Origin of the sequence: Tersicoccus solisilvae (genome assembly GCF_014643255.1) — a bacterium.
Lineage (GTDB): Bacteria > Actinomycetota > Actinomycetes > Actinomycetales > Micrococcaceae > Tersicoccus > Tersicoccus solisilvae.
The window spans coordinates 201,719-227,127 of the sequence record NZ_BMJI01000003.1 but is presented as its reverse complement, the minus strand read 5'-3'; the positions used below and the strand labels follow the sequence as shown (position 1 = coordinate 227,127).

23 protein-coding genes, 2 tRNA genes and 1 other RNA gene are annotated in these 25,409 nt (G+C 72.5%); 11 read left to right on the top strand and 15 right to left on the bottom strand.

Going from position 1 to position 25,409, the window contains the following annotated elements; translation table 11 throughout:
* Positions 1 to 171: 171 nt before the first annotated feature.
* Positions 172 to 936, bottom strand: coding sequence for a YaaA family protein (locus IEX22_RS05155; protein ID WP_188667070.1), 765 nt, complete (start codon positions 934 to 936; stop codon positions 172 to 174).
* Positions 937 to 998: 62 nt separating this feature from the next.
* Here IEX22_RS05155 and rnpB point away from each other — a divergent pair.
* An RNA gene (gene rnpB / locus IEX22_RS05150) (RNase P RNA component class A) lies at positions 999 to 1,382 on the top strand.
* A gap of 24 nt (positions 1,383 to 1,406) precedes the next feature.
* Here rnpB and def read toward each other — a convergent pair.
* The 4 genes from def to orn form a co-directional block, all read right to left on the bottom strand.
* Positions 1,407 to 1,979: a peptide deformylase gene (gene def / locus IEX22_RS05145; protein ID WP_188667068.1), complete on the bottom strand. Its 573-nt coding sequence runs from the start codon at positions 1,977 to 1,979 to the stop codon at positions 1,407 to 1,409.
* Positions 1,976 to 3,160 carry an acyl-CoA dehydrogenase family protein gene (locus IEX22_RS05140; protein WP_188667066.1) on the bottom strand — a complete coding sequence of 395 codons (1,185 nt, stop codon included), beginning with the start codon at positions 3,158 to 3,160 and terminating at the stop codon, positions 1,976 to 1,978. Before IEX22_RS05140 ends, def begins: the two co-directional genes overlap by 4 nt.
* 135 nt (positions 3,161 to 3,295) lie before the next feature.
* Positions 3,296 to 3,368: transfer RNA gene (locus tag IEX22_RS05135), tRNA-His, on the bottom strand.
* Positions 3,369 to 3,502: 134 nt separating this feature from the next.
* Positions 3,503 to 4,141 (bottom strand): oligoribonuclease, encoded by a 639-nt coding sequence (orn, locus tag IEX22_RS05130; protein ID WP_188667064.1) that lies wholly within the window; start codon positions 4,139 to 4,141, stop codon positions 3,503 to 3,505.
* Positions 4,142 to 4,326: 185 nt separating this feature from the next.
* Between orn and mptB the strand changes: the two genes are divergently transcribed.
* Complete coding sequence (gene mptB, locus IEX22_RS05125) at positions 4,327 to 5,877, top strand: polyprenol phosphomannose-dependent alpha 1,6 mannosyltransferase MptB (protein ID WP_188667062.1); 1,551 nt, start codon at positions 4,327 to 4,329, stop codon at positions 5,875 to 5,877.
* A gap of 19 nt (positions 5,878 to 5,896) precedes the next feature.
* Here the strand turns inward: mptB and IEX22_RS05120 are convergent, their stop codons facing one another.
* The 3 genes from IEX22_RS05120 to IEX22_RS05110 all read right to left on the bottom strand — a co-directional run bounded on the left by IEX22_RS05120 (position 5,897) and on the right by IEX22_RS05110 (position 6,580).
* Positions 5,897 to 6,121 (bottom strand): hypothetical protein, encoded by a 225-nt coding sequence (locus IEX22_RS05120; RefSeq protein WP_188667060.1) that lies wholly within the window; start codon positions 6,119 to 6,121, stop codon positions 5,897 to 5,899.
* On the bottom strand, positions 6,118 to 6,327 hold the full coding sequence (locus IEX22_RS05115; RefSeq protein WP_188667058.1) for a hypothetical protein: 210 nt from the start codon (positions 6,325 to 6,327) through the stop codon (positions 6,118 to 6,120). Before IEX22_RS05115 ends, IEX22_RS05120 begins: the two co-directional genes overlap by 4 nt.
* Positions 6,328 to 6,504: 177 nt before the next feature.
* Positions 6,505 to 6,580 (bottom strand) — tRNA-Arg (locus IEX22_RS05110).
* 238 nt (positions 6,581 to 6,818) lie between these two features.
* Here IEX22_RS05110 and IEX22_RS05105 point away from each other — a divergent pair.
* Entirely contained in the window at positions 6,819 to 7,373 is a 555-nt protein-coding gene (locus IEX22_RS05105) for a single-stranded DNA-binding protein (protein ID WP_188667056.1), read from the top strand.
* 115 nt (positions 7,374 to 7,488) lie between these two features.
* On the top strand, positions 7,489 to 9,171 hold the full coding sequence (gene ettA, locus IEX22_RS05100) for an energy-dependent translational throttle protein EttA (RefSeq protein WP_188667054.1): 1,683 nt from the start codon (positions 7,489 to 7,491) through the stop codon (positions 9,169 to 9,171).
* Positions 9,172 to 9,234: 63 nt separating this feature from the next.
* On the opposite strand, the gene IEX22_RS05095 is transcribed toward ettA, so the two are convergent.
* Complete coding sequence (locus IEX22_RS05095) at positions 9,235 to 9,765, bottom strand: DUF3995 domain-containing protein (RefSeq protein WP_188667052.1); 531 nt, start codon at positions 9,763 to 9,765, stop codon at positions 9,235 to 9,237.
* A 168-nt stretch (positions 9,766 to 9,933) separates the two neighbouring features.
* Between IEX22_RS05095 and IEX22_RS05090 the strand changes: the two genes are divergently transcribed.
* Both IEX22_RS05090 and IEX22_RS05085 read left to right on the top strand, forming a co-directional pair.
* Positions 9,934 to 10,266: a biopolymer transporter Tol gene (locus IEX22_RS05090; protein WP_188667050.1), complete on the top strand. Its 333-nt coding sequence runs from the start codon at positions 9,934 to 9,936 to the stop codon at positions 10,264 to 10,266.
* Positions 10,263 to 11,045 carry an SDR family oxidoreductase gene (locus IEX22_RS05085; RefSeq protein ID WP_188667048.1) on the top strand — a complete coding sequence of 261 codons (783 nt, stop codon included), beginning with the start codon at positions 10,263 to 10,265 and terminating at the stop codon, positions 11,043 to 11,045. The genes IEX22_RS05090 and IEX22_RS05085 overlap by 4 nt, the downstream gene beginning before the upstream one ends.
* Before the next feature lie 9 nt (positions 11,046 to 11,054).
* Here IEX22_RS05085 and IEX22_RS05080 read toward each other — a convergent pair whose 3' ends face one another.
* Positions 11,055 to 11,951: an acyl-CoA thioesterase gene (locus tag IEX22_RS05080; RefSeq protein WP_188667046.1), complete on the bottom strand. Its 897-nt coding sequence runs from the start codon at positions 11,949 to 11,951 to the stop codon at positions 11,055 to 11,057.
* A 110-nt stretch (positions 11,952 to 12,061) separates the two neighbouring features.
* Between IEX22_RS05080 and IEX22_RS05075 the strand changes: the two genes are divergently transcribed.
* The 3 genes from IEX22_RS05075 (at position 12,062) to IEX22_RS05065 (ending at position 15,226) form a co-directional block, all read left to right on the top strand.
* The gene (locus tag IEX22_RS05075; RefSeq protein ID WP_229659780.1) at positions 12,062 to 12,538 is read left to right on the top strand and encodes an acyl-CoA thioesterase; all 477 of its coding nucleotides are present in this window, start codon (positions 12,062 to 12,064) and stop codon (positions 12,536 to 12,538) included.
* A 7-nt stretch (positions 12,539 to 12,545) separates the two neighbouring features.
* Positions 12,546 to 13,268 (top strand): DUF8185 domain-containing protein, encoded by a 723-nt coding sequence (locus IEX22_RS05070; protein WP_188667042.1) that lies wholly within the window; start codon positions 12,546 to 12,548, stop codon positions 13,266 to 13,268.
* A gap of 68 nt (positions 13,269 to 13,336) precedes the next feature.
* Positions 13,337 to 15,226, top strand: a complete 1,890-nt coding sequence (locus IEX22_RS05065; RefSeq protein ID WP_188667040.1) for a DUF222 domain-containing protein — start codon at positions 13,337 to 13,339, stop codon at positions 15,224 to 15,226.
* Positions 15,227 to 15,498: 272 nt separating this feature from the next.
* Here the strand turns inward: IEX22_RS05065 and IEX22_RS05060 are convergent, their stop codons facing one another.
* The 5 genes from IEX22_RS05060 to pepN all read right to left on the bottom strand — a co-directional run bounded on the left by IEX22_RS05060 (position 15,499) and on the right by pepN (position 22,670).
* Positions 15,499 to 15,936 (bottom strand): globin, encoded by a 438-nt coding sequence (locus IEX22_RS05060; protein ID WP_438816594.1) that lies wholly within the window; start codon positions 15,934 to 15,936, stop codon positions 15,499 to 15,501.
* A 161-nt stretch (positions 15,937 to 16,097) separates the two neighbouring features.
* Positions 16,098 to 17,000, bottom strand: a complete 903-nt coding sequence (locus tag IEX22_RS05055) for a mechanosensitive ion channel family protein (RefSeq protein ID WP_229659779.1) — start codon at positions 16,998 to 17,000, stop codon at positions 16,098 to 16,100.
* A 115-nt stretch (positions 17,001 to 17,115) separates the two neighbouring features.
* Positions 17,116 to 19,602 carry a glycoside hydrolase family 31 protein gene (locus IEX22_RS05050; protein WP_188667037.1) on the bottom strand — a complete coding sequence of 829 codons (2,487 nt, stop codon included), beginning with the start codon at positions 19,600 to 19,602 and terminating at the stop codon, positions 17,116 to 17,118.
* A gap of 39 nt (positions 19,603 to 19,641) precedes the next feature.
* Positions 19,642 to 20,103, bottom strand: a complete 462-nt coding sequence (locus IEX22_RS05045) for an OsmC family protein (protein WP_188667035.1) — start codon at positions 20,101 to 20,103, stop codon at positions 19,642 to 19,644.
* Positions 20,100 to 22,670 carry an aminopeptidase N gene (gene pepN, locus IEX22_RS05040; protein WP_188667107.1) on the bottom strand — a complete coding sequence of 857 codons (2,571 nt, stop codon included), beginning with the start codon at positions 22,668 to 22,670 and terminating at the stop codon, positions 20,100 to 20,102. Before pepN ends, IEX22_RS05045 begins: the two co-directional genes overlap by 4 nt.
* 228 nt (positions 22,671 to 22,898) lie before the next feature.
* On the opposite strand from pepN, the gene IEX22_RS05035 reads away from it, so the two are divergent.
* Together IEX22_RS05035 and IEX22_RS05030 are read left to right on the top strand one after the other, a co-directional pair.
* Positions 22,899 to 24,746 carry a gamma-glutamyltransferase family protein gene (locus IEX22_RS05035; protein ID WP_438816590.1) on the top strand — a complete coding sequence of 616 codons (1,848 nt, stop codon included), beginning with the start codon at positions 22,899 to 22,901 and terminating at the stop codon, positions 24,744 to 24,746.
* 130 nt (positions 24,747 to 24,876) lie between these two features.
* Positions 24,877 to 25,398: a ribose-5-phosphate isomerase gene (locus tag IEX22_RS05030; RefSeq protein ID WP_188667033.1), complete on the top strand. Its 522-nt coding sequence runs from the start codon at positions 24,877 to 24,879 to the stop codon at positions 25,396 to 25,398.
* Positions 25,399 to 25,409: the final 11 nt, after the last annotated feature.

Genomic DNA, 25,409 nt, shown 5'->3' with positions numbered 1-25,409 from the left:
GACCGACAGATCGAGCTCAAGACCCACGGTCAGTCAACAGACGAGTCAGGACGACCGCTGCGGGACACCCACCATCATCCTCACTGTCAATAGATGCTCACCGGAGGCCCGTTTCGACCCCGGATGGAACATCTATCGACGAGCTGGCGCTGAGACGCCGCCGCGGAGGTGTCAGTCGGTGAGGACGATGGCCAGGTGCGCCGGTCGGCGTGACGTGCCGGCCGTCAGCTCCGCCGCGGGCCAGCGCTCGCGGGCGACCCGGAGCAGTGCCCGCGCGTCGGCCGGCGGCTTGCCGCGTCGGGTGAGCAGATGCCGGGCGACCTCGCCCCGGGTGTGCTTGGCCATGTGCGAGACGACGCTGCGCACCCCGTCCCGTTCCCGGAACACGTCCACCATGACGGTCCGTTCGGGGGGTGTGGCCGCGGCCGCGGCGTAGGTGCTGGACCGGCAGTCCACGATCAGTTCGACGGGCCGCGCGTCGAGCTCGGCGGTCAGCTGCGGACGCCAGAACGAGGCGAGGTTGCCCAGCGCCCCCAGCCGGGTGCCCATCGAGAGCCGGTAGGCGGGGATGACGTCGGCGAGGGTCACCAGGCCCCAGAGCGCGGAGACGACGAGCACGCTGTCGGCGGCCCGGCGGCGCTGCACGGTGGTCAGGGTGCGGTGGTCGAGGGCGTCGTAGAGGACCCCGTCGTAGACCCGGTGGGCGGGCGCGGCGGGCTCGGTCCGCAGCCGGACGTTGCGGGCGACGTCGCCGGCCAGGCTCGCACCGACGCCCAGCGCGTCGAGGGCGTCCGGCTGCGTGCTCACCCGGGCCAGTTCGTCGAGCACACGCTCGCGCGCCGGGGTCAGCGCCGGGTGCTCCAGGCCGTCCAGGTCGACGGGGGCTCCGGACCGGGCGGCACGCTTGGACTCGGACGGCGGGAGCAGGATGAGCACCGGTCGAGTCTAGTGGCCGGCCGGGCCACCCTTCGGTCGGCGGTAGACTGGGCGGTCGTGGATGGGACGGCCGGGCGGCCGCGTCCGGCGCGTGAGCGTCGGCCGAGGAACGTCCGGGCTCCGCAGGGCACGGTGGTGGGTAACGCCCACTCGGGGAGACCCGCAGGACAGTGCCACAGAGAACAGACCGCCCGCACGTCGTTCGTCGGCGCGCGGGTAAGGGTGAAACGGCGGTGTAAGAGACCACCGCACCCCGGGTGACCGGGGTGGCAGGGTAAACCCCACCGGGAGCAAGGCCAGACAGGGCACGTTCGAGGGCTGCTCGCCCGAGTGTCCGGGTAGGCCGCTCGAGGGTGCCGGCAACGGCACTCCTAGATGGATGGTCGCCACCCGCGCCCGGGTGACCGGCGCGGGCACAGAACCCGGCGTACAGGCCGTCCCGTCCACGCTCCCTCGAGCCGAGGCCGGTGTCAGTGGCCGAACGGGTCCGGGTCGACGCCGGGCATCCAGGTGTTCCCGGCACCCTTCCAGCCGTGTTCCTTGACGGCCTTCTTCGCCTTCTTGTGCCAGCGCGGGTTGAGCCGGTCGACATACAGCTTGCCGTCCAGGTGGTCGTACTCGTGCTGCATGCACCGGGCGAACCAGCCGGTCGCCTCGAAGTCCAGCGGGTTGCCGTCGCCGTCGAACCCGGTCACGCGCGCCCAGTCCGCCCGCTGCAGCGGGTAGGACTCCCCGGGGAAGGACAAGCACCCCTCCGTGTCCTCGTCCGGGTCGGGGTCGACGCCGGAGATCTTCCCGACGGTGAGGACCGGGTTGACGACGACGCCGCGCTCGGGAACGTCGTCCTCGTTCGGCAGCCCCCACGTGAAGATCCGCAGGCCGACACCGATCTGGGGGGCGGCCAGCCCCACGCCGTTGGCGGCGTCCATGGTCTCGTACATGTCGGCGATCAGGGTGCGCAGATCGTCGTCGAACGTGGCGACCTCGGCGGCGCGCTGGTGCAGGACCGGGTCTCCCCAGATCACGACGGGGCGGATCGTCATGCGTCATCCTTCTCTGTCGGGGTCCGACCGGCGATGTCCCGGCCGATGGTCTCCTTCATGATCTCGCTGGTACCGCCGAAGATGGTCAGCAGCCGGGCGGCGAGGAACGCCTGGGCGATCGGGTACTCGAGGATGTAGCCGTAGCCGCCGTGCAGCTGGAGGCAGCGGTCGGTGATGGCGGTGGCACGCTCGCTGGCCCAGAGCTTGACGCGGGCCGCCTCGGCGGGGGAGAGGTCGCCGTCGTTGAACGCGAGCACGGCCCGGTCGACGTACCCCTCGGTGACCTCCACCTCGGTCAGCAGCTGGGCCAGGGTGAACCGCGTGTTCTGCAGGTCGAGGACCCGGCCGCCGAACACGGAGCGGTCCGAGGTGTAGATGACGGCCTGCTCGTAGGCCTGCCGGCCGATGACGGACGCCGCGGACGCGATCGCGAGCCGCGCCTGGGGGAGCCCCTCGCGCACGTAGCGCAGGCCCGCGCCGAGCTCACCGATGAGGTTGCCGGCCGGGACGATGACGTCGTCGAAGAACAGCTCCGCGGTGTCCGAGGCGCGCAGGCCCATCTTGTCCAGCTGCTTGCCGGTGGTGTAGCCCTCGCCCTTCTCCACGAAGAAGAGGGAGAAGCTGTCCTCGCCGCCGCTGCCGGTGGAGCCGTCGGTGCGGGCGAAGACGAGGGCGGCGTCGCCCGAGATGCCGTTGCCGATGAACGTCTTCTGCCCGGACAGCCGCCAGCCGCCGTCGCCGTCGGGCACCGCGCGGGTCCGCACCGCGCGCAGGTCGGAGCCGGCGCCCGGTTCGGTCCAGGCGCAGGAGGTGACGAGTTCGCCGCTCGCCATCGCCGGCAGCCAGCGTTGCTTCTGCTCCTCGGTGCCGTGGGTGAGCAGGGCGGGCAGCACGAGGTCGTCGTGCAGGTGGAACGCGAGCGCCAGGCCGAGCGCACCGACCCTGGCGAGCTCCTCGTCGAGCACCATCCGGAAGCGGTAGTCGTCCAGGCCGGCGCCGCCGAACTCCTCGGGAATCGCCAGCCCGACGAGGCCCTGCTCGCCGGCGGCGGTCCACACGGAGCGCGGCATCAGGTGGTCCTCGTCCCACTGCCGGTAGTGGGGGGCGACCTCCCGGCGGGCGAACTCCGCGGCGACCTCGCGGAACAGCTCCTGATCCTCGGTGAAGAACGCGCGCTTCATGGGTGCCTCGTCTCCGTCGTCGTGCCGGTCCTCTCGTCGGTGCGGGATCGTCCGCGCCCTGACGTCCGGCGGGGAGAGGGTGCCCGGTCGAACGCGTGAAGGCCGCACCGGATCACCGGGCGGCCTTCACTTCGGGGTGAGTAACGGGGGTCGAACCCGCGACCTTCTGGACCACAACCAGACGCTCTGCCAACTGAGCTATACCCACCAGGAGCCACTCACGGCCGATGCGGACCTCCCGTCAAGGGCGTCCGGGCCAAAGCAGCGAGAACCAGTGTACAGGCTGGACGAGGGGCCACTGACCACGCGCCGGCCCGGGGTGAGCGGTGTCACGCCACCCGGTCAGGCCGTCTCGGTGGGCTCCGCTAGCGTGTCCGACCCGGCGACGACCTGCGCCGCGATCCGCTTCGCCGTCTCCGAGTCCGGGCCCGGGGGCGGGACCATGACGGCGCCGCGGTAGTAACGCAACTCGTCGATCGAGTCGCGGATGTCGCCGAGTGCCCGGTGGTTGCCGGTCTTGGCGGGCGCCTGGAAGTACGCGCGCGGGAACCAGCGGCGCGCGAGCTCCTTGATGGTCGAGACGTCGATGATCCGGTAGTGCAGGTGGTCGACCACAGCCGGCATGTCACGGACGAGGAACACCCGGTCGGTGCCCACCGAGTTGCCGCCCAGCGGTGCCTTCTTCGGGTCGGGAACCCACGCCCGCAGGTACTCCATCACCTGGCGCTGCGCCTCCGCCAGGCTCACGCCGTCGTCGAGCTCGGTCAACAGCCCGGAGTCGGTGTGCATCTGCCGCACGAAGTCGCCCATCGCCTCGACGGCGCCCGCGGGCGGCTTGATCACGACGTCGACGCCGTCGCCGAGGATGTTCAGTTCGGAGTCGGTGACGAGCACGGCCACCTCGATGAGCGCGTCCGCGACCGGGTCCAGCCCCGTCATCTCGCAGTCGATCCAGACGATTCGTTCCTGAGTGATAGCCACGGGATCAAACCTAGCGGGACGCGGGCGCCGTGCCCGACCATCGCTGGTCTCGACGGTCGTCGGCCCCCCCCGACACCCCGGTGACGAGGGGCTCCGATGGTAGACTGGCCGCGCCCGCCGGCCCGTGAGAAGTTGCGCCGGGCACGAACCGGTTCCGGCGCCACGAGCCAGCGAGGAGTACGTGCATGACCCAGTCTCCTCCGGCCGGTCAGGCGCCGACGGCGGAGCCCGCGGGGTCCACCGCGGTGCAGCGGCAGCGCGTGCTGCGCCGCCCCTCCTCCCTCGTCCAGGGCCTCGTCGGCTCGCTCCTGCTCGTCGTCGGCTCGCTGGGGGTCGGCTGGTTGCCCGGTTCGTCCCCGCTGCGCCAGAACGCGCTGATCATCCCGATGCGGTTCACCACGGTGGGCGTCATCGTCTCGGTCGTGCTGCTGGCCGTCGGCGGCATGCTGCTCGTGCGCGCCTGGCTGCGGCTCGGGCAGCAGGTGCGGGACTGGGGCTCCGACGACGCGCGGCGGTCCGTGCTGCGGGCGATCGTCCTGTGGGGCGTGCCGATGTACGCGACCATCCCGCTGTTCAGCCGTGACGTCTACTCGTACATCGCGCAGGGCCTCGTCATGGTCAACGGACTGGATCCCTACCACGACGGCGTTTCCAGTATCGAGGGGTTCTTCCAGCGCGGCGCCGACCAGCTGTGGTCCGAGAGCCCGCCGCCCTACGGCCCGCTTTTCCTCTGGATCGAGCAAGCCATCGTGGGGGCCACCGGCGCCAATCTCGAGTGGTCCGTCGTGCTGTTCCGGCTGACGTCCCTGGTCGGCATCGTCCTCTGCTTGTGGGCGGTGCCGCGGCTGGCCAGCCTGCACGGCATCGATCCCACCCGGGCCCTCTGGCTGTCGGTGGCGAACCCCCTGTTCCTCACCAACTTCATCGCCGCCGCGCACAACGACGCCCTGATGATCGGCCTCGCCGTCGCGGGGATCTACCTGACCGCCGTCCGCCGGCCGATCCTCGGCATCCTGCTCATCACCGCCTCGGTGGGCGTCAAGCCGATCACCATCGTGTTCCTGCCGTTCATCGGGCTGATGTGGGCCGGCCGGGGTGCGTCCTGGCCCCGAAGGCTCGGCTACTGCGCCATCACCGGCGCGATCGCCCTGGCCGTGCTGGCGGTGGCGGGCGTGCTCAACGGCCTCGGCTTCGGCTGGATCGGCGCGCTGAGCACCACCGGCAATGTGTGGATCTGGTACGCACCGGTCGGCCTGCTCGGTCTGATGGTGGCGACCGCGCTCAACGCGTTCGGCCTGGACGGGTGGGGCGTGGCGTCGATGGTGCACACGGTCGGCAAGCTCGCCGGGTTCGCGGTGGTCGGCTGGCTGTTCCTCGTCGGAAACCACGAGAAGCTGGTTCGCAGGATGACCCTGGCGATGGCGGCGATCGTGCTGTTCAACCCGATGATCCAGGCCTGGTACGTCGTGTGGCTGCTGCCGCTCTTCGCGGTGACGGGCGTGCGGGACGACTGGCAGGTGCGCACGCTGTTCCTCGTCACGGCGTTCCTGATGATCTACGCGATCTCGGACCAGCTGGACGTCTTCCCGTACCTGAACGTCGACCTGAACGTGGCCCGCCAGCTGGCCGCGCTGATCGGGGTCGGCTTCGCGCTGTACCTGATCTTCGTGGACCCGCGCACGAGTCACCTGTTCCGGAAGAAGTTCTGGGACGCCTCGCGTCCCCTGACCATCTGAGCTCCGGATTGGTGCCGGGTCAGGCCGGGTGATCGGAGAAAGCACCCGCGACCGCGAGGACGACGAACAGCGCGCCGCCGATCGCCAGGCCGACGCCGAGGAGCCGGATGAAGCCCGGGCTGAACTGCTGGCCGGTGAGCGTCCGGCCCTGGAGGCGGTGCGCCCAGTGGTTCCATCGCGCGACGACGAGTCCCCACACGAGCAGGACCACACCCGCGACGCCGAAGAACACCGGCGCGCTCATCGGTTCCGCCGGGCGCGGGTCTCGCGGATCACCTGACGGATGAACACCGTGTCCAGTGCCGCCGCGATCAGTGCGACGCCGATGGCCGCGACGACGTCGCCGCGTGACGCCGGGTAAGGCGGGACGAGCGCGGCCCAGGCCGCGCCGAGCGTCAGGCAGCCGCACACGATGGCGTTGACCCACGCGCCGACGATACCGCCCGGCATGGGCAGGCTGTCGAGGATGGAGGTCGGTCGTCCGGTCTGGGGATGCGCGGGTTCCGGCCGGTCGTTCACCGCGACCCCGGCGGTCGGCCCTGTCGTTGGCTCATGGCCTGATCGTCGGGCCCGACGACTCGCATCGAGGTGGTCCGCCGCATGTCCGGGCGTCCCCGCCCGTCGGGCTGGTGCCCCAGGAGGGAATCGAACCCCCGACCAAGAGATTAGAAGGCTCCTGCTCTATCCGCTGAGCTACTGGGGCCGATGCGGCGCGGCCGCGCGTCCAACCGGGTTCCACTGTAGCAACGGGCGCGTTCCTGCCCGCCCGGACCGACCCGGGCCGGGCAGGCTCCCCACGGCCCGGTCGTTCTCCCTCCCCAGCGGCTGCGGACGGCGCGGTCGTCCACAGACGAGCGGTCCACCGCTCGCGGAGATGCCGACCTGAACCACGCTGGATTCACCGGCAGGTCGCCGGGCCAGAGCGAAGGGCGGGATGAGAGATGAGCGAGACGATCACCGTGGTGGGCAACATCGGATCCGACGTGACCGGCAGTACCACCGCGAAGGGCGACGCGATCACGAGCTTCAGGCTCGCGAGCACCGAGCGGTGGCTGGACCGGCAGACCGGCGCGTGGGTGGACGGCGCCACCAACTGGTACTCGGTGGTGTGCTTCCGGAACCTGGCCCGCAACGCGGGCTGCAGCCTGTCGAAGGGGCAGCCGGTGATCGTCAGCGGCCGCCTGAAGGTGCGGCCGTGGGAGCGGGACGGCAAGTCCGGGACCAACGTGCAGATCGAAGCGGACAGCATCGGCCACAACCTGCGGCTCGGCACCACGCACTTCCGGGGCGGGAACGCCGGCGCCACCGGCAACGGCGACAACGCGCCCGCCGGTGTCGACACCACGACCGGGGAGATCGCCGACAGCGGACCCGACGACGACGCCGAGGCATTCGTGGGGACCGCGACCTCGACCCCGGTCGACGACCGGGACGACGCGACCGTCGCGACCGATGTCTTCGAGGAGGCGGCGCAGAAGGAGGCCGTGCCGTTCTGACCGGCGCGCCCGCCCGACGGGTGCGTCCGGCGGGTGCGCCTGGTGGAGGCGAGCTGACGCGGCCCGCACGGCGTCGAATGGAACAACAGCGGGCGCACCGACTAGCCTTGAAACCATGGCCGAATTCATCTACACCATGACCAAAGCGCGCAAGGCGGTGGGCGACAAGGTCATCCTCGACGATGTCAGCATGTCGTTCTTCCCGGGCGCCAAGATCGGCGTCGTCGGGCCGAACGGTGCCGGCAAGTCCACCATCCTGAAGATCATGGCCGGCCTGGACACCCCCTCGAACGGGGAGGCCCGGCTCAGCGCGGGGTACACGGTCGGCATCCTCCAGCAGGAGCCGCCCCTGAACGAGGCGAAGACCGTCCTGGGCAACGTCCAGGAGGGCGTCGGCGAGATCTACGAGAAGATCCAGCGGTTCAACGCCATCTCCGAGGAGATGGCGAATCCGGACGCCGACTACGACGCGCTGCTCGACGAGATGGGCAAGCTGCAGGAGGCGATCGACGCCGCCGACGCCTGGGACATCGACTCGCAGCTCGAGCAGGCAATGGACGCCCTGCGGTGCCCGCCGCCGGATGCCGACGTCACCGTCCTCTCCGGTGGTGAGCGCCGCCGCGTGGCCTTGTGCAAGCTGCTGCTGAGCAAGCCGGACCTGCTGCTGCTCGACGAGCCCACCAACCACCTGGACGCCGAGAGCGTGCAGTGGCTGGAGGCGCACCTCGCCGCCTACCCGGGCGCCGTCCTCGCCGTCACCCACGACCGGTACTTCCTCGACCACGTCGCCCAGTGGATCTGTGAGGTCGACCGCGGCCGGCTGTACCCCTACGAGGGCAACTACTCCACCTACCTGGAGAAGAAGCGGGCCCGCCTCGAGGTGCAGGGCAAGAAGGACGCCAAGATGGCGAAGCGCCTCAGCGACGAACTCGACTGGGTCCGCTCCAACGCCAAGGGCCGGCAGACCAAGTCCAAGGCGCGACTGGCGCGCTACGAGGAGATGGCCGCCGAGGCCGAGCGGACGCGGAAGCTGGACTTCGAGGAGATCCAGATCCCGCCGGGGCCCCGCCTGGGCAGCCAGGTCATCGAGGCGGAGAACCTGCGCAAGGGCTTCGGCGATCGGCTGCTGATCGACGGCCTGTCGTTCACCCTGCCGCGCAACGGCATCGTCGGCATCATCGGCCCGAACGGCGTCGGCAAGACCACGCTGTTCAAGACGATCGTCGGCCAGGAGGAGCTGGACGGCGGCGAGCTGAAGATCGGCGACACCGTCCGCATCGCCTACGTCGACCAGAGCCGCGGCGGCATCGACCCGAACAAGTCGCTGTGGGAGGTCGTCTCGGACGGGTTGGACTACATCAACGTCGGCAACGTGGAGATGCCCTCCCGCGCGTACGTCTCGGCCTTCGGCTTCAAGGGCCCGGACCAGCAGAAGAAGGCGGGCGTGCTCTCCGGTGGTGAGCGGAACCGGCTGAACCTGGCCCTGACCCTCAAGCAGGGCGGCAACCTGCTCCTGCTCGACGAGCCCACCAACGACCTGGACGTCGAGACCCTCGGCAGCCTCGAGAACGCGCTGCTGGAGTTCCCCGGCTGCGCCGTCGTCGTGTCCCACGACCGGTGGTTCCTCGACCGTGTCGCCACCCACATCCTCGCCTACGAGGGCACGGACGACGAGCCCGCGAACTGGTACTGGTTCGAGGGCAACTTCGAGGCGTACGAGGAGAACAAGATCACCCGCCTTGGCGCCGACGCGGCCCGCCCGCATCGGGTGACCCACCGCAAGCTCACCCGCGACTGAGGCACGCCGCACGGCGGTGAGGCCCCGGTCGGCAGGAACTCCTGCCGACCGGGGCCTCACGTGTCACGGGCTTGGGACGCCGCCGGTGGGGTACTGCGTCGCCGTGGCGCCGCGGCGGGTCGGACGGCGGCTGAGCCACAGGTGCGCTGCCAGCGCCAGCCCCCATACCAGGAACAGCGGATCCCACAGCCAGGCGTGGCCGATCATGGCCGCCTCGTCGTACCCGCCGTCGGCACGCACCAGCCCCGCCAGCACCGCCTGGGCGATCACGGTGTTGAATGCGCCGTAGACGATCAGCACCACCGCGCCCACCCAGCTGACGGCCCGCCAGAACCGGGCGGGTCCGACCCGGCCCCGGGCGACCGCCACCGGGACCACCGCGGCAATCGCCTTCAGCGCCGCCACGACCCCGAGCCCGAGACCCGCCGCCAGCGGAGCATCCTCGGCCAGGCCGACCGCCCACTGACCCACGGTCTCCAGCAGCATCCGCCCGCCGAGCGCCCAGTACAGGCTGGCGCCGGCGTGCAGCAGACCGGCCGCGCACGCCACCCACACCCAGGCCCGGCTCCGATCGGCTCGCGGGAGATCGCCCATGCCCCCACCGTAGACGAGCCGCACCGTCGTCGAGCTGCCCGCGGTCGGGTCGAGCCGCCGGTCCTCTCCTGGATCACGAGACGAAGCAGGTCCCGTGATGCAGGTCAGGCCGCCTCACCTGCCAGACTGTGTCGGGAACGACGCACGGACGCAGCGGAGAGGCAGCACGTGGAGCGGAGCGCGCAGGACGACGAACGGTGGCTGGTGGTCGACGGCCGCCGGTGGCGCCGCACCGACCCGTGCCTGCCGCAGGACGTGGTCGCGGCCCTGACCTCCCACCTGGGGCGCGGCCGGTCGGGCGTGCGGACGGCGAAGAAGTCCGGTGACGAGGCCGCGGTGGCCGCCGCCCGGCGGCGGGTCGACCTGGCCAAGCACGGCCTCGGGGAGCGCGGACCGATCTGGTGGGACGAGCCGGAACGCGACCGGATCGAACGCGCCCGGGTCGCCCTGCGGGAACTGGACACGTTGGACGACGCGGCGGCCGCTGGTCTCGGCGGATGAACGCACCACGGGGCACCGGCCGGCTGACCGCCGTCGTCACCGGCGTCGGCCGGTCCACCAACATCGGCGCGGCCATCTGCCGCCGCCTGGCCGCGGGCGGCTGGGATCTCGTGCTGCCGGTCTGGACCGCCTACGAGCAGCGGATGCCCTGGGGATCGGTCCCCGGTGACGTCGACGCGCTCGCCGCCGAGTTGCGCGCCGCCGGCGCCCGGGTCACCGTGCTGGAGGCCGACCTCGCCGATCCCGCCGTCCCGGATCGCGTCGTCGACCGGGCCCGCGCGGCGCACGGGGACATCGCCGCGCTCGTGCTCAGCCACGCCGAGTCGGTCGACTCGGCGATCGCCGACACCACGGTCGAGAGCTTCGACCGGCACCTGGCCGTCAACGCGCGGGCGCCGTGGCAGTTGATCCGTGCGTTCGCGGCGCAGTTCCCGTCAGCGCTCGCCGGCCGTGGCCGGATCGTCGCGCTGACCAGCGATCACGTCGCGTTCAACCTGCCCTACGGGGCGAGCAAGGGCGCGCTGGACCGGATCGTCATCGCCGCGGCGAAGGAGCTCGGTCCCCAGGGCATCAGCGCCAACGTCGTCAACCCCGGCCCGGTGGACACCGGCTGGATGGACGATGCGGTCCGGTCGGCGGTCGCGCGGCAGCAGCCCACGGGCCGGCTGGGGACCCCGGACGACGTCGCCCGCCTCGTCGACTTCCTGCTCTCCGCCGACGGCGGCTGGGTGAACGGGCAGCTGTTGCACTCCGACGGCGGGTTCTCGATCTCCCTGTAGGGGAGCCCCTTAGTCGCCGGTGCCGGGGGGAACCCGGACCATGCCCTCCTGGGCGACCGTGGCGACGAGCGCTCCGTCGCGCGTGAAGATCCGGCCGATCCCCAGTCCCCGGGCCCCCGAGGCGGACGGGGAGTTCTGCACGTACAGCAGCCACTCGTCGACCCGCACGGGACGGTGCCACCACATGGCGTGGTCCAGGGAGGCGAAGCTCACGCCCGGCGTCGCCCAGGCCAGCCCGTGCCGGCGCAGGATCGACTCGAGGATGGTGAAGTCGGTGGCGTAGGCCAGCGCCGCGCGGTGCAGGTTCTCGTCGTCCGGCATCGGCCCGTGGGTGCGCATCCACACGGCCTGCGAGGCCGGCCGCTCGGGGTCGGGCCGCAGGTACACGCCGCCGTCGAGGTGCCGGATGTCGAACGGCCGGTCGTCGGACCACTTGCGGGCCATCGGATGGTCCAGACCCGCGAGCAGGTCCGCCGTGGACGGCAGGGTCTCGGGTGCGGGGACGTCGGGCATCTCCTCCTGGTGGTCCAGGCCCGCGTCCTCGGTCTGGAAGGAGGCGATCATCGACAGGATCGGGGCGCCGTTCTGGTAGGCGTGGGCGCGCCGGGCCGAGAAGGAGCGCCCGTCCCGCAGCCGTTCGATGCCGTAGGTGATCGGCTTCTCGGAGTCCCCGGGTCGGAGGAAGTAGCCGTGCAGCGAGTGGATCGGCCGGGTGTCCTCGACCGTGCGCATCGCCGCGATGATGGACTGGGCGAGCACCTGGCCACCGAACACCCGGCCGCGGGGCTGCCGCTCGGAGACGCCGACGAAGACGTCCTCCGTGGTGCGGGCGCCGTCCAGGTCGTCGACATCGAGCACGTGCAACAGGTTCCTGGTGCGGGTTTCCGGCGAGTCCAGTGCGGCCATCGGCCCCTCCTCATCAGCGGCGGTACGGGCGAGTGTGCGGGACGCGCGGTCCCAGGTACATGATAGGGGGTCCGGCGCCGGCACCCCCGCCGCTCTGCGAGGATGGACGCATGCCCGATTCCCTCTACATGCCCGTGCAGGTGCGGTTCGGCGACATGGACGCGTACGGCCACGTCAACAAAGTCGTCTATCTGCAGTACTTCGAGAACGCGCGCGTGCAGCTGGCGCACACCCCCCTGAACGAGGTGGCACTTCCCGCGGACCGTGCCGGGCAGACGTTCGACGACCTGGTGGGGCCCGAGCGCTTCACCCTGGTCGGCCGGCAGGAGATCGAGTACCAGCAGCCGCTGACCTACCGCAACCGGCCGGTGTTCGTGAAGATCTGGGTGACGGGCCTCGGGGGGTCCAGCTACGACTTCGGCTACCTGGTGGCCGAGCGGGACGAGTCGACGGTCTACGCGCTGGGGGAGACGACGATGGTGCTCGTCGACCGGTCCAGCGGCGCGCCGGTGCGCCTGGACCCGGAGCAGCGGGCCGCCCTGGAGCACTGGCACGGGGAGCCGGTGCCGTTCCGGCGGCGTCGGTGACCGCGTCGTGAGCCTGACGCTGACGTTCGCCGATCCGCGGACGGCCGCGGACCTGCACACCTTCGTCGCCCGCGCCCGGCAGGTGGACGACGGGGGCATCCGGCTGGCCGTCACGGGCTCGGTGCTCGCGGCGACCGTGTGCGTGCTGCGCCCACCCGGATTCGGCGAGTCCGGGCCCACCGTGCTCGGGTTGCGCACGATGGCGCTGGCGGACGACGCCGCCGACGGGCTCGACGTGACCGTGCCGCTCGGCGCCGTGGCGGACCGGCTGGCCCGCACGGCGGAGAACGCCGACGACGCCGCCCGGCGGCGGCTGCCCGTCCCGCCGACGACGCTGACCGAGCCGTGGGCGGGGATCGCGGCACCGCGGCGGGGCTGGGAACGGCTGGGTGCGGTCTCGACCGCCGCCCTGCGGGGCGCGGCCCGGCACGGCATCGAGCTGGTCCGCGACGCGCTGCCGCAGGACGCGGGCAGCGCCGTGCTGCACACCGTCCGCCGGGCGGTGCTGGCCCGGTCGCTGCTGGACTCGTCGGCCGCCGGCTCGTTCGACGCGGTCGCCGACCGGGTCCCGGTGGCCGCGGCGTACGCCGCCGAGCTGCTGGGCTTCCTGCCGGTCGCCCCGCGTTCCGCTGACGCGGCCACCTCGGACGACGCCGACGCGGTGGTCCTCGCTCAGGGCCGGTGGCTGCGCCTGAGCACCGCCCGCGGGCACGTTCTGGTCAAGCACTGACGCTGATCGCCGGGCGGGCGTTCCCTGGCCGGAGCAGTTCTGTCGGTGGTACCTGGTGGACTTGATCCATGAAGGGTTCCACGGGGACGCGAGCACCGGGAGGGACGCCGACGACGGCGACCATCCCCGGTCTCCCGGATGCCCTGGACCTCCTGCTCGCGAACCCGGCCGACGATCGACGGCACCACGTCGCGGACCGGCCCACCGGCACCGCAGCTGCTGACGGCGGTCCCGGTGGCCACGCCGGCGACCACGCCGGCGCGGGCGCGACGGCGCTCCCCTTCCGGCCGGTCGACGAGCTGGCCGCCGTCCTGGGAGCTGTGGACCCCGGTGATGACGTCCCCCTCGGCCTCGCCGAGGCCGTGGGCGCACTCGAGACGGTGCGGCGTCTCGACTCCGTGGTGACGTGGATCCGTAACCGGCTGGTGCTCGAGACGATGCGGGCCTCGGAGGTCGAGCAGGCGAGGTGGGTCGACGCGCACCCGATCGACGATGCGATCGGCGCACGTCCGACCGGACGAGGGTCGGGGTTGTCCCGGGCGGAGCGGATCGCGCTGGGGGAGCGCGGCGGGATCGCCGAGATCGCGGGAGCGCTGCGCGTGAGTGAGAAGGCGGCCCACGGGCTGCTCGTGCGGGCCGAGCTGCTGGCCGATCGCCTGCCGGCAACGGACGCGGCTCTGCGCGACGGAACCATCACCGGCGCGGCCGCCGCCACGATCGCGTTCGAGGCCGGTGAGTACGCGGCCGAGCGGCCCGGGGCGTCCGACCCGGAGATGCAGGAGCGGCTGCTCGGCGCCATCGGGGCGATCGAACGCGGGCTGCTCGACCTGGCCCGTCGTGGCGCGCCGAGCACCACCCTGGCGACGCGAGCGCACCGGCTGCGGGAGCGGTGTCACCCGCGGTCCTTCCACGAACGACACGAGGCCGCGCGGGCCGAGCGCTTCGTGCGGGTCACCCCGGACCGGGACGGGATGGCCAGGCTCAGCGCCCTCCTGCCCGCGGCCGTGGCGTACCGGATCGACGGGCGTCTCTCGGCCCTCGCCCGGGCGCTGTCGGAGGACGGCGGCAACGGGCCGGACACCGGACCCGGTGCCGGCAGCCGACCCGGGGACAGCTTCGGCGGCGGACGGGTCTCGGATCCGGTTCAGGACCGGCCAGCTCGGACCGTGACGCAGCTGCGCGCGGATGTGCTGGCGGACCTGCTCGGCGGCCTCATCGCCGAGGACGGCTGGCTCGCGCTGATCGCCGGCTCCTCGGGAGCGGCCTCAGCGCCGGGGAAGGAGCGAGTCGGTTCCCTCCCGTCGCCCGATGGGGGCGGCGACGGCGTGACGGCCTCCGAAGGGGGCGCGGACCTCGTTCCGGCGAGCGCGGCGACCGCGGGCAGCGGCATCCGACCCCGACGAGGAGCCCCACCGGGTGCACCGGCACCGGCCGGGTCCGTTCTCGACGACGTCCCGGCCCCGCAGCTGGTGCTCACGGTCCCCGCGGCGACCCTGCTCGGTGCCGAGGGTCACGGAGTGCTCGGGGCGTTCGGGCCGATCGCCGCCGAGGACGCCCGTCGCCTCGCCGGCCTCGCCACCTCCTTCACGTGGGTCATCACGCACGACGGATCCCCGCCGGGCGAGCCGCCGCCCTCGGCGACCTCACCACCCGGCTCGCCGCCGGTGAGGCGGCCGCGCCCCGGGGCATCCCCGGACCCGGCAGCCCCACCGGGTTCCGGCGGACTGCCGGGCACAGCCCTCCCCGCGGTCATCCCGGTCGCCGTGACCGACGGCACGCAGTACCGGATCCCCTCTCCACTGCGGCGCGCGCTCGCCCTCCGGGACGTCACCTGCCGGTTCCCCGGCTGCCGGCGCGCGGTGGCGCGGTGCGACGTGCGACCGAGGCCGGCAACCTCGCGTACCTGTGCCGGAAGCACCACGTCCTCAAGCACCACTCGGCGTGGACGGTGGAGGTGACGCCGCGGGCCGTGACGAACGGTGCGGACGCGTCGACGCCGGTGACGACAGGAGCGAGGTCCGCACAGCCGCGAGCAGCGTCAAATCGGGCACCGACGGCAGCGGCACTGCCGGGGGTGGGTTCGTCCGAGCCCCCGGCGTCGGCCTGGTTCAGGGAGTCGGCCCGGCGCCGGGCAATGGACTCGTTGCACTGGACCTCCCCGGCGGGTCGGCGGTACGTCGCCGACCCGGAGGACCCGCCGTTCGGAGGGCCGCTCGTGGCGCCGCGGCCGTCAGACCGCGCTCGCCGGATCCCGCGGGTCCTCGGGGGCGTTGACCATCGCGTGGGCGGCCCGCTCGAGGTAGTCCCACAGCAGCTGCTCGTGCAGCGGCGCCAGCCGCAGGGTGTCGACGGCGGCACGCATGTGCTTCAGCCACCGCTCCCGCATGGCCGGGGTGACCGTGAACGGGGCGTGCCGCATCCGCAGCCGGGGGTGGCCGCGTTCCTGCGAGTACGTCGTGGGCCCGCCCCAGTACTGCTCGAGGAACAGCCGCAGCCGGTCCTTCGCCGGCTCCAGGTCCTCCTCCGGATACAGGGCCCGCAGCTCCGGGTCCCCGGCGACGCCGTCGTAGAACGCGTCGGTCAGGGCCCGGAACGTCGGGGCGCCGCCGACGTCCTCGTAGAACGTCGACGGCGGCGGGGTGAACACGCCCGCGCCGGCCGGACGCAGCTGGGCCGCCTGACCCGGACCGATGCCCACGCCGAGCGCGGGCCGAGCCGGATCGGAGGCGCGGTCGGGTCGGGCGTGCGGCGCGGGCCGCGGCGTCGTGCCGCCGGAAGAACGGCCGGGGACGCCGGGAGAACGGCCGGGGAGGTCGGGGTGGTCGTGACTCATGAACGGGCCTCCCGGTCGCTGGTGCGGTCGCTGCCGTGTTCCGTCTCGGGGCGCTGATCGGCGCCGCGCGCGGCGGTCGGCACCGACCCGGTGGTGCGGACCACCACGGGCTGCGCACGGGTCCCGGGGCTGCGGCGGTCGGTGACCACCCGCTGCGTTCCGGTGCCGGTGCGCGGACCCGTGATGTCGTGCTGGTCGGTGATCGGCCGGTAGACCGTGCGCTGCTGGGCCGTGCGCGGGTTGGCGACCCGCTTGATCGGCGACTTCCGGCGCCGCCGGTAGGACGCGCTCTTGCCCTGGCTCTTGTTGCCGATCATCAGCATCTCGCCGTTGCGCAGGTACCAGATGGTGCCGTCGTCATCGACGAGTCGCGTGATCCGCAGGCTGACCGCCTCGACCCGCCCCTCGATGGTCCCGACCTGGATGACGTCGCCGATCCCGAACTGGTCCTCGATGGTCAGGAAGATGCCGGCGATGAAGTCGCGGATCAACTGCTGGGCGCCGAAGCCGATGGCCACACCGGCGATGCTGACGCTCGCCAGCAGCGGGGCGATGTTCCAGCCGAGCGCCTCCAGGCCGGTGGTGATGGCGAGCGCGCAGATGATCACGGCCGCCACGGACTTCAGCAGGGAGCCGATGGTCTCCGCCCGCTGCGCCCGGCGCACCTGATCCTCGGGGTGCACCGACGGGGTGGCCCAGGTGAAGGCGCCGCGTTTGACGATGCTGCTGCCCTTGCGGATCCGGGACACGACGACGTTGATGACCATGCGCACGACGAGCCAGGCGACGGCGGCCACGCCGAGGATCCACAGCAGACGCACGACGTCGATGTGGTCGGCGGCCTGGGCGACCGACTGGAGGGGCTCGCTCGCGTCGGCCCAGGGGGGGAGCACGGGCACGGATGATCCTTCCGCAGCGGATGGGGACCGATCCAGCGTAGGGCCGATCCCTGTCCGAACGCTTGGAACCGGGCCGTGACACCGGCCACGCCACCGTGCCCGGCGGCGGCGCGGCTCAGTCGCGGGCGGTCAGCAGTTCCGTCAACGACCCCTGCAGCGCCGCGGGCACGCCGAGCGCCTGCAGGCCGGCCAGCTTCGCCGCCGTCGGTCGGTTCGAGGTGATCAGCTCCCACACCGGCGGCTTCGCGTCGTTCTCCCACTGGGCGCCCGCGAGCCGGCCGAGCAGGGCGTCCCGGTCCGGTACCGGATCGGGCGCCGGATCGTCGAACGTGAGATGCAGCACCAGCGTGCGGTCGGTCGGGGCGGTCACGGTGACGCTGAACCGGTGGACGCCGTCGCGGACGTCGAGCGGGTCGCCCGCCACGGTGACCGCGCTCGGCCGGTGGTCGCTGAGCCAGGTGAGCGTCCAGGTGCGCTCGGCCGGCACGACGTCGGCCGCCTGGACGGTCCGGGTGCCGTCGGGGCTGGCGTGGGCCTCGGCGGGGAAGATCACGAGGCGCCCGCTACCGGGCTGCGCGTCCAGGTCGGGCTGCCCACTCGTCGACGACGGATCGTCGGCCACGCTCGGCTCCCAGACCAGCCCGGTCACGACGGTGGGCGTGTCCGGCCCGGAGCCGGTGCCGTCGTCCTCGACCAGGTCGAAGGCGCCGGTGTCGCCGGGCGCGATGAGTACCTCGAGCGCGGTCGGCAGGGCGGCGGCATCGAGCTGATCAGTGTCCGAGGTGCTGATACCGGCCAGGGGCAGGATGCCGCCATCGGCGAGCAGCACCGGGATGGAGTCCAGGTCGCGGTACAGCATGAGGAACCGATCCCCGTCGTACACCTGACCGCTCGCGATGTCCGTCCACCGCCCCGGCGGGAGCCACGCCGTCACCGCCCCGCAGCGGGTCAGCGGGTCCCGCGGCGAGGTGATCGGGGCGACCAGGAGCTCGGAGCCGAAGGCGAACTGGTGCGGCACGGCGTACGCCTCGTCCCGGCCCGGGTGCAGGTGGTACATCGGCCGGACCAGCGCGGTGCCGGCCGAGGCGCGGTGGTTCATCGTGTGCAGGTAGGGCACGAGCCGGTGCCGCAGCCGCAGGGCGTCGCTGATCGCCGTCCGGGTCTCCGCGGGGTAGTTCCACGGCTCCTTGAGCAGGAACGGGTTGTTCGTCGAGTGCAGCCGAAGGATCGGGGAGAAGACCCCGAGCTGCACCCACCGGGTCGTCAACTCGTCGTCGCGCACGCCGGCGATGTGCCCGCCGATGTCGTGGCTCCACCAGCCGTAGCCGATGTTGGCCGCGGTCGCGGTGAACTCCGGCTGGAAGCGGAGCGAATCCCACGTGATGATGCTGTCGCCGGAGAAGCCGATCGGGTAGCGGTGCGAGCCGGGCCCGGCGTAACGGGAGAACGTGAGGCCACGTCCCCGCAGGGGACCGCCGTCGCGCGCCGAGTCGAGGTAGTGCAGGTGGTTGAGCATCCACAGCGGGTCGACGTCGCGCACCCGGCTGAAGTGACCCTGCTGCCAGTCGACCCACCAGAAGTCCACGCCGGCGTCCTCCAGCGGGTGGTGCAGCACGTCGAAGTACGCCTCGGCGAACGCCGGGGCCGTGATGTCGAACGGGATCGGGGTGCCCGACGCCGGGTCGACGCCCAGGCGCTCCGCCATCGCCGGGTACGCGTCCTCGAAGGAGCGGACCCCGTCGGCCGGGTGCAGGTTGAGCGTCGTGTGCAGTCCGCGCTCGTGCAGGCCGGCCAGGAAGCCCGCCGGGTCGGGGAAGAGGCCGCGCTCCCAGCTGTAACCGGTCCAGCCGGTGCCCTGGCCGGGCGGCAGGTCGTGCACCCGGTGCCAGTCCATGTCGATCACGGCGACGGAGAAGGGCAGGTCCTCCGCGGCGAACCGGTCCATCAGCGCCAGGTACTCGTCCTGGTGGTAGTCGTGGTAGCGGCTCCACCAGTTGCCCAGCGTCCAGCGCGGCAGCAGCGGCGTTGCCCCGGAGACGGCGTGGAAGGCGGCCAGCGCACCGTCGTAGTCGCGGTTGTAGGCGAACACGTAGAGGTCGGTCCGGCCCGGCTCGCGGGAACCGATGCCGCCGTCGTCGGTGAAGAGGAAGGACCGGGAGTCGTCCAGGACGGCGACACCGCTGGCGGCGAGGATCCCGTCCTCCAGCGGGATGGCGCCGTCCGCCTCGTCGAGGGTGCGGGCGGTGCCACCGAGGTTGACGGGCGCGAGCTCGTCGTCGCCGTACCGCCACGTGCTGCGGTGGTTGGTCCAGCCGCCGGTCGCCTGCACGGAGAGGCCCTGCGGGGAGAACGGCTGCCGGTCGTAGGCGAGGCGGAACTGGCTCGTGACGATCTCGAGCATCCCGTTCTCGCGCACCTCGAAGTCCGGCACCGGCAGCTGCCGGTTCAGGGCGAAGGTGGACGCGCGGTCCTCGAACCCGCCGTGCTCGGACCACTCCAGCCGCACCAGCCCCTCGGTCAGGACGCTGATCCGCCAGTGCTCACCGGAGAGCACGGCGCGGGGATCGGCCACCGGCCGGGTGGGCAACACGGGACGGCGCATGACGGTGCTCCTCGAGGGTCGGTGACGGCGGGGAGGGACTCAGACGACGGTCGGCTCGTGCCGCACCGGGAACGCGACGCTGCGGGCGATGAAGCACAGGCGGGCGGCCTCCTCGTGCAGCGCGTTGGCCGTCTCCGCCTGCGCGGGGTCGGCGAGCCGCACGCGGGGGCGGAGGGTGACCTCGGTGAACTCGCCGGAGCCGTCGGCGTTCAGCCGCATCACCCCGGACGCGTCGTCGTCGTACCCGGTCACCACCACGCCGTGGCGCACGCACACGTGCAGGTAGGAGAGCAGGTGGCACTCGCTCAAGGCCGCGACGAGGAACAACTCGGGGTTCCAGCGGTCCGCGTCGCCGTGGAAGGTCCGGTGCGCGGACCCGAGCAGGGCGGGCACGCCGGGGGAGGTGACCTCGTGGTCCCGCCCGTAACCGCGGTAGCTGCGGGTGCCCTCACCGCGGTCGCCGGTCCAGGCGACGGAGACGGCGAACCGGTGCTCGCTCACGAGGTGGCGACCACCGCGGCGTCCCGCTCCCGGGCGGCCAGCGCCCGCACGACGTCGTCGCGCCCCTCGCGGACCAGCCGGCGCAGCGCCGGGGTCCGGTCGCCGAGCTGCTCGAGGAACGCGTCCGTGGCGGCGACGGCCTCGGCACTGATCGGCCGGTTCGGGTAGAGCCCCTGCACGATCTGCTCCGAGATCTCGTGCGTACGGGTGGCCCACACGTGCTCGATCGCCGCGAAGTACTTCTCCGTGTACGGGGCCAGCAGCGACTCGTCGTGCGCCCGCTTGAATCCGGCGATGACGGCCTGCTGGACGGCGTTGGGGAACTCGCCGCGTTCGACGACGGCGTCCCACGCCTCGGCCTTCGCCTCCGGGGTGGGCACGGCGGCCCGCGCCATGGCCGCCATCCGGGCGCCGGTCGCGGTCGCGTCGCGCTCGTACTCCGCGTCGATGTCCGCGGCGCCACGGCGGCCGCCCGCCACCAGCGCGACGAGCAGCTCCCAGCGCAGGTCCGTGTCGATGGCCAGCCCCGGCAGGTTCTCCTGACCGTCCAGCAGCGCGGTGACGACGTCGAGCTGCTCCTCGGTGCGGGCCAGCGCGGCGAACGACTTGACGAACTGCAGCTGGTGATCCGAGCCGGACCGCGCGTCCCGGGCCAGGCGCAGCAGGGTGTCGGCGGACCGTTCGATGGCCTGCCGCCGGTGGTCCTCGGCGACGAACTGGTAGAGGCTGGCCATCAGCTGGCGCAGCAGGACGAGGACGACGGTGGAGTCCGTCTCGGCGGCGATGTTGGCCAGGACGAGGTCGACGTAGTCCCGGGCGGGGCTCTCCCCGTCCCGGGTGGCGTCCCACGCCGAGTTCCAGACCAGGGTCCGCGGCAGGGACTCGGCGAAGTTCTTCAGGTGGCGCTTGGCCGTGGCCAGCGAGTTCTCGTCGAGCCGGACCTTCGCGTAGGCGAGGTCGTCGTCGTTGACGAGGATGAGGTCGGGGCGCTCCATGCCGACCAGCTCGGGCACCTCGGTCCGCTCGCCGGCGACGTCGAGTTCCACCCGGTGGTTGCGGACCAGCCGCCCGGCGTCGTCGACGTCGTAGAAGCCGATGGCGGTGCGGTGCGGCCGCAGGGTCGGGTGGTCCTCGGGGGCGGTCTGCACGACGGCGAAGGCGGTGATCACCTCACCGCCGTCGGACTCGATCGCCGGGGCGAGGGTGTTGACGCCGGCGGTCTCCAGCCACGCCCGCCCCCAGGCACTCAGGTCCCGGCCGCTGGCGGTCTCCAGCTCCGTGAGCAGGTCGGTCAGCTCGGTGTTGGACCAGGCGTGCTTGCCGAAGTACTCCCGCACGCCGGCCATGAACTGCTCCTGGCCCACCCACGCGACCAGCTGCTTGAGCACCGAGGCGCCCTTGGCGTAGGTGATGCCGTCGAAGTTGACCTGGACGTCCTCGAGGTCGTTGATCGGAGCGACGATGGGGTGCGTGGTGGGCAGCTGGTCCTGCCGGTACGCCCAGCTCTTCTCCAGCGACGAGAACGTGGTCCACGCGGTCGTGTACTCGGTGGCCTCCGCGGCGGCGAGGGTCGACATGAACTCGGCGAACGACTCGTTCAGCCACAGGTCGTTCCACCAGCGCATGGTCACGAGGTCGCCGAACCACATGTGCGCGAGCTCGTGCAGCACGGTGATGGCGCGACGTTCGACGGTGGCCTCGGTGACCTTGGAACGGAAGACGTAGGTCTCGGTGAAGGTGACGGCGCCCGCGTTCTCCATCGCCCCGGCGTTGAACTCGGGAACGAACAGCTGGTCGTACTTGGCGAACGGGTAGGGCGTGCCGAACTGCTGTTCGTAGAACGCGAAGCCGCGGCGGGTGGTGTCGAAGATGTCCTCGGCGTCCACGTACTGCATGAGGGACTTCCGGGCGAACACGCCGAGCGGGATGGTGCGGCCGTCGGCGCTGGTCAACTCCGCGGTGATGCCCTGGTACGGGCCGGCGACGAGCGCGGTGACGTAGGAGGACATGACGGGCGTCGGCTCGAAGTCCCAGGTGGCGGCGCTGGTGGTACTGCCGGCGGCGTCGGCGGGCACCGGCTGCGGGGTGGGGGAGTTGGACACGACGGCCCAGTGCGCGGGGGCGGTGACGGTGAACCGGAACCGGGCCTTCAGGTCGGGCTGCTCGAACACGGCGAACATGCGCCGGGAATCCGGGACCTCGAACTGGCTGTAGAGGTACACCTCGTCGTCGACGGGATCGACGAACCGGTGCAGGCCCTCGCCGGTGTTCATGTAGAGGCCGTCCGCCACGACGGTCAGCTCGTTCTGCTCCGCGAGGTCGTCCAGCTGGATGCGCACGCCGTCGGCCACCGTCGCGGGATCCAGCTCGACGCCGTTGAGGGTGACCCGATGCACCGTGTCCGTCACCGCGTCGATGAAGGTCGAGGCGCCGGCGGTGGCGGAGAACCGCACCACCGTCGTCGTCCCGAACACCGTCTCGCCGCGGGTCAGATCCAGACTCACGTGGTACGTGTCCACGGAGATCAGGTCGGCGCGGGCACGTGCTTCATCGCGAGTCAGGTTCAGTCCTGGCAAGTGGGTCGCCTCCAAGCGGGCTCGGTTCGGGGCGCGAAGAGGCGCCGGCGCGGTCGATGTTCTGGTTAGTCTTCCCTCCGCCGCCCGGCTTGCCAAGTCTGCGCTCACCGGTACCGGATATCTCGGCGCGGCGGCGGCGGCACGCCGGGCGCGTGGTGTCGGACCGTGTCCGGGGAGCGCGCGCACGCGGTGCGCGACCCGCCGCCCTACGCTGGGCCCATGCCGTCCACCTCGCCCCCGCTCCCGCCGCGCTCCGTCTTCACGCCGCCGCCGTCCCACGTCAGCCGGCCGACCCTGCGCGGCAGCTTCGGGATGGTCTCCTCGACCCACTGGCTCGCCTCGGCCGCCGCGCAGGCGGTGCTCGAGCGGGGCGGCAACGCGTTCGACGCCGCCGTGGCGGGGGCCTTCGTGCTGCACGTCGTCGAGCCGCATCTCAACGGTCCGGGCGGCGATCTCGTCGCCCTCGTCACCACCGACGACGGCCCGCGGGTGCTGATGGGGCAGGGTGTCGCCCCGGCCGCCGCGACGATCGAGCACTACCGTGCGGCCGGGCTGGAGCTGGTGCCCGGCGCCGGGGCGCTCGCCGCCGTCGCGCCCGGCGCCGTCGACGCGTGGCTGCTGCTGCTGGCCGAGCGCGGCACCTGGGAACTGGCCGACGTGCTCGCCTTCGCCGTCCACTACGCCCGGCTCGGGCACCCCGCCGTGGCGCGGGTCGGTACCACGGTGGCGGCGGTCGCCGAGCTGTTCACGCGGCACTGGCCCACGTCGGCGGCCCAGTGGATGCCGACCGGCCGGCCCCCGGGCGACGGCGAGGTGATCCGCAACGAGGCGTACGCGCGCACGCTGGATCGGCTGGTCGAGGCCGGCGCCGGGGCGCAGACGCGAGAGGAGCGCATCGCCGCCGCCCGCCGGGCCTTCGGCTCCGGCTTCGTCGCGGCCGCCGTCGAGGCGTTCGCGGCCGTCCCGCACCGGCACTCCGGCGGCGGTGAGCACGCCGGGGTGATCACCGCGGCGGACATGGCGGCCTTCCGGGCGTCCCTCGAGGAGCCGTGCTCCGTCACGTTCCGCGGGCACACCGTGCTCAAGACCGGACCGTGGGGGCAGGGTCCGATGCTGCTGCAGGCCCTGGCGGTCCTCGACGGGTTCGACGACGCCCGCCTGGACCCGTCCACCGAGCTCGGCGCGCACACGATCCTCGAGACGCTCAAGCTGGTGCTGGCCGACCGGGACGCCTGGTACGGGGAGGCCGCCGCCGGGGACGACGCGCTGCTGGCCCGCCTGCTGTCCCCGGAGTACGCGGCGGCCCGGCGGGCGCTCATCACCGACCACGCGTCCGCCGGCGACGAGCCGGGCGCGATCCCGGGCCGCACCCCGCACCGGCCGCCGCGGGTCACCCCGGAGGAGTTCGCGGCGACGAATCCGGATCCCGACGAGGCGTCCGCGGGAGAGCCGACCGTCGCCCGGTTCGGCCGCACCCGGGGGGACACGTGCCACCTCGATGTCGTCGACCGGGACGGCAACATGATCGCGGCGACGCCCTCGGGCGGGTGGCTGCAGTCCAGCCCCACGATTCCCGAGCTCGGTTTCTGCCTGGGCACGCGGCTGCAGATGACGTGGCTCGACGAGTCGTCGCCCGCGGCGCTGCGCCCCGGGGTCCGGCCGCGCACCACGCTGACGCCGACCATGCTGCTGGACGCCTCCGGTCGGCCGACGGCGGTGCTCGGCTCGCCCGGCGGCGACCAGCAGGACCAGTGGCAGCTGCTGTACCTGCTGCGCACCCTGGTCGGCGGCTACTCGCCGCAGCAGGCCATCGACGCGCCGATGCTGCACACGACGGCCATGGTCGGGTCGTTCTGGCCGCGCACCGTGGAGCCCTACGCCGCGGTCGTCGAGGACCGGCTGGGCGAGGACGTCATCGCCGGCCTGGAGCGTCGCGGGCACCGGGTCACCCGGGCCGGGGACTGGTCGCTCGGCCGGCTGTGCGTCGCCGGCCGCGAGCCGGAGACCGGGGTGCTGTACGCGGCGGCCAACCCGCGCGGCGCCCAGGGTTACGCCGCCGGCCGATAGGGGAGGGCCACCCGGGGAACCGGCTGAGTCACGACCGGGGCGCCGGCGATAGGCTGACCAGGACCCTGCCGTCACCGCCGACGACACCGGCGGTGACGAGCACAGCAACCAGAAACCGGAGCACCCCACGATGCGCGTCCACATCGCGACCGACCACGCCGGCATGGAGCTGAGCGCCCACCTCGTCACCCACCTCACCGAGGCCGGTCACGACGTCGTCGATCACGGACCGCGCGAGTACGACGCCCTGGACGACTACCCGGGCTTCTGCATCCATGCCGCGCAGGCCGTCGTCGCCGATCAGGCCGACGGGACTCCGGCGCTGGGGATCGTGCTCGGCGGTTCCGGCAACGGCGAGCAGATCGCCGCGAACAAGGTGCCCGGGGTCCGCGCGGCCCTGGCCTGGAACGAGGACACCGCGCGACTGGCCCGCCAGCACAACGACGCGAACGTCGTCGCCGTCGGCGGTCGGCAGCACACGGTCGACGAGGCCACCCGGCTGATCGACGTCTTCCTCGCCGAACCGTTCAGCGGCGACGAGCGGCACGTCCGCCGGATCGGGCAGATCGCGGAGTTCGAGCGGACCGGCACGATCGTCGCGTCGGGGACGGGCGCCGACGCGTCCCGGTCCACCAACGACGGCACCGCGTGAGCCGGAACCGC

Excerpts from the sequence above, each read along its gene's own strand:
- def (WP_188667068.1), bottom strand. The coding sequence starts at position 1,979 with ATGACGATCCGCCCCGTCGTGATCTGGGGAGACCCGGTCCTGCACCAG.
- IEX22_RS05140 (WP_188667066.1), bottom strand. The coding sequence starts at position 3,160 with ATGAAGCGCGCGTTCTTCACCGAGGATCAGGAGCTGTTCCGCGAGGTC.
- mptB (WP_188667062.1), top strand. The coding sequence starts at position 4,327 with ATGACCCAGTCTCCTCCGGCCGGTCAGGCGCCGACGGCGGAGCCCGCG.
- IEX22_RS05120 (WP_188667060.1), bottom strand. The coding sequence starts at position 6,121 with ATGAGCGCGCCGGTGTTCTTCGGCGTCGCGGGTGTGGTCCTGCTCGTG.
- IEX22_RS05115 (WP_188667058.1), bottom strand. The coding sequence starts at position 6,327 with ATGCCGGGCGGTATCGTCGGCGCGTGGGTCAACGCCATCGTGTGCGGC.
- IEX22_RS05105 (WP_188667056.1), top strand. The coding sequence starts at position 6,819 with ATGAGCGAGACGATCACCGTGGTGGGCAACATCGGATCCGACGTGACC.
- ettA (WP_188667054.1), top strand. The coding sequence starts at position 7,489 with ATGGCCGAATTCATCTACACCATGACCAAAGCGCGCAAGGCGGTGGGC.
- IEX22_RS05095 (WP_188667052.1), bottom strand. The coding sequence starts at position 9,765 with ATGGGCGATCTCCCGCGAGCCGATCGGAGCCGGGCCTGGGTGTGGGTG.
- IEX22_RS05085 (WP_188667048.1), top strand. The coding sequence starts at position 10,263 with ATGAACGCACCACGGGGCACCGGCCGGCTGACCGCCGTCGTCACCGGC.
- IEX22_RS05080 (WP_188667046.1), bottom strand. The coding sequence starts at position 11,951 with ATGGCCGCACTGGACTCGCCGGAAACCCGCACCAGGAACCTGTTGCAC.
- IEX22_RS05075 (WP_229659780.1), top strand. The coding sequence starts at position 12,062 with ATGCCCGATTCCCTCTACATGCCCGTGCAGGTGCGGTTCGGCGACATG.
- IEX22_RS05065 (WP_188667040.1), top strand. The coding sequence starts at position 13,337 with ATGAAGGGTTCCACGGGGACGCGAGCACCGGGAGGGACGCCGACGACG.
- IEX22_RS05050 (WP_188667037.1), bottom strand. The coding sequence starts at position 19,602 with ATGCGCCGTCCCGTGTTGCCCACCCGGCCGGTGGCCGATCCCCGCGCC.
- IEX22_RS05035 (WP_438816590.1), top strand. The coding sequence starts at position 22,899 with ATGCCGTCCACCTCGCCCCCGCTCCCGCCGCGCTCCGTCTTCACGCCG.
- IEX22_RS05030 (WP_188667033.1), top strand. The coding sequence starts at position 24,877 with ATGCGCGTCCACATCGCGACCGACCACGCCGGCATGGAGCTGAGCGCC.